This window comes from Kitasatospora sp. NPDC057940 (assembly GCF_042887425.1).
In the GTDB taxonomy this organism is placed as follows: Bacteria; Actinomycetota; Actinomycetes; order Streptomycetales; family Streptomycetaceae; genus Kitasatospora.
In genome coordinates this window covers 24,510-26,758 of record NZ_JBHVPH010000054.1, presented here as the reverse complement: position 1 = coordinate 26,758, position 2,249 = coordinate 24,510, and the positions used below count along the sequence as shown (strand labels likewise).

The following is a 2,249-nucleotide window of genomic DNA, read 5'->3' as shown; positions in this document are numbered from 1 at the left end:
CAAGACGCTCGGCTGGGATACCCCAGCCGAGCGTCTACGTGATCTACTCACCGTCTGAAACCAAGCGGTGTTGCGACGACCCCTTGAACCCAAGGCGTCGGCGGGGCCTTCGTCGTCGCCGCCGGTGCCGCAAGCCGGGACGGCCGGACGACCGGACGACCTGGCGAATCGCCCGCAGGAAACGTCTGAACGAAACATCTGGACCAAACGTCTGGTCTGGACGTACAGTCCGAACATGACCACCGAAACCCCCGACCCGCGCGTCCGGACCTGGACACCGGTCTGCCGCGCCGTGGCCCTGCTGCTCGGGCCGTACGCCGAGGTGGTGCTGCACGACGCCACCGCCGACCGGGTGCTGGCCATCTGGAACCCGATGACCCCCCGCACCCCCGGCGACCCGTCGCTGCTCGGCGAACTGGACACCCTCGACCCGTCCGCCCCCGACGTCTACGGGCCCTACGAGAAGCTGCTGCCCGACGGACGCCGGCTCTCCTCCGTCAGCGCCGTGCTGCGCGACGAGGCCGGACGGCCCTCGGCGGTGCTCTGCGTCAACCTCGACCGGGGCCCGCTGGAGCACGCCGCCGCCCTGCTGGCGGGTTTCGCCGCGCCCACCGCGCCCCGCCCCGAACCGCTCTTCGAGCGCGACTGGACGGAGCGGATGAACGACGTGATCGGCGGCTACGTCCGCGCGCACGGCCGCCCGCTCGAACGCTTCGGCCGCGAGGACCGGCTCGCCGTCCTGCGCGAACTCGACCAGGCCGGGGTGTTCGCCGTGCGCCGCGCCGTCCCGGCCGTCGCCACCGCACTGCGGATCTCCCGTTCGACCGCCTACACCCTGCTCGCCGAGCTCAAACAGACCCCCGAGCCCCGGCAAGCCCCTGAGAACCAGCAGGCCCCCGAGAACCAGCAGGCCCCTGAGAACCGGCAGGCCGACGCCGAAGCCGGCGCCGGCGCCGACGAGAGCGAGTGACAGAGAGATGACCAGGCTCCCCGACTTCCGGCTCGAAACGTACTTCTCGCGCTGGGAGTTCAGCGCCCGCTACCACCTCGCCGCCTCCGACGCCCAGACCATGACGATGGCCGAACTCCTCGCCCTGGCCGGCCCCGAGGACCGCCAGGCCTGGGACGGCCTCGCGCTCGGCTACACCGAGACCTACGGCGATCCGGAGCTGCGCCGCGCCATCGCCGGGATGTACCAGGAGGTCGACGCCGACGACGTGCTCTGCTTCGGCGGTGCGCAGGAGGGGCTCAACCTCGCCATGCAGGTGCTCCTCGACCGGGGCGACCACGCCGTGGTGGTGACCCCCAACTACCAGTCCGCCGAGACCATCCCGCTCTCCCTCTGCGAGGTCACCGGCGTCGCCCTGGACGAGAAGGACGACTGGGCGCTCGACCTCGACGCGGTCACGGCCGCGCTGCGCCCGAACACCCGGGTGCTGTCGGTGAACTTCCCGCACAACCCGACCGGCAAGGTCATCGACGCGGCGGACTTCACGCGTCTGGTGGAGCTGTGCGACGAGCGCGGCATCCGGCTCTTCTCCGACGAGGTCTACCGCGGTCTGGAGCGCGACCCGGCCCGGGCGCTGCCGCAGGCCGCCGACCTCTCCGCGCGCGCCCTCTCGCTCAACGTCACCTCGAAGTCGCTCGGCCTGCCCGGCCTGCGGATCGGCTGGATCGCCTGCCGCGACCAGGAGTTGCGCTCCCGGCTGGAGCGGGCCAAGCACTACACCACGATCTGCAACTCGGCGCCGAGCGAGGTGCTGGCCCGGATCGCGATCAACGCCCGTGAGCGGATCCTGACGCGCAACCGCGCGATCATCGCGGAGAACCTGCCGCGGTTCGACGCGTTCTTCGCCGAGTTCGGCGACCTCTTCGAGTGGCGCGCCCCGGACGGCGGCTGCGTCGCCTACCCGCGCTACCTCGGGGCGGACGGGGTCGAGGACTTCTGCACCGCGCTGGTCGAGCAGGCGGGCGTCCTGCTGCTGCCCGCGAGCATGTTCCACTCCGACCTGACGCCCGCTCCCACCGACCGCTTCCGGATCGGCCTCGGGCGTCGCGATCCGGGCCCCGCCCTGGCGGCCTTCGGCGACTGGCTCCGCGGGCGCTGACCGCCGGGTGCCGCTGGGGGAGGAACGCGGGTCGGGCCCGTGCGGGGGGCGGCAGGCACCCGCACCGGCGCGCCCCCCGAAGGGCTTGTGGCAGGGCGGCGTGGGGGGGGTGGGGTGGCGGAAGTAGTAGGGGGGCGTGTG

The 2,249-nt window shown here is 72.6% G+C and carries 2 protein-coding genes; both read left to right on the top strand.

Annotation, left to right across the window (positions count from 1 at the left end; all coding sequences use genetic code 11):
* The first annotated feature begins 235 nt into the window (after positions 1–235).
* A complete protein-coding gene (locus tag ACFVTF_RS37880; protein WP_387818773.1) occupies positions 236–970 on the top strand; it encodes a transcriptional regulator in 735 nt (244 codons plus the stop codon).
* A 7-nt stretch (positions 971–977) separates the two neighbouring features.
* Positions 978–2,108: an aminotransferase class I/II-fold pyridoxal phosphate-dependent enzyme gene (locus tag ACFVTF_RS37875; protein WP_387818771.1), complete on the top strand. Its 1,131-nt coding sequence runs from the start codon at positions 978–980 to the stop codon at positions 2,106–2,108.
* Positions 2,109–2,249: the final 141 nt, after the last annotated feature.

Coding starts and splice junctions, on each gene's coding strand:
- ACFVTF_RS37880 (WP_387818773.1), top strand. CDS start 236: ATGACCACCGAAACCCCCGACCCGCGCGTCCGGACCTGGACACCGGTC.
- ACFVTF_RS37875 (WP_387818771.1), top strand. CDS start 978: ATGACCAGGCTCCCCGACTTCCGGCTCGAAACGTACTTCTCGCGCTGG.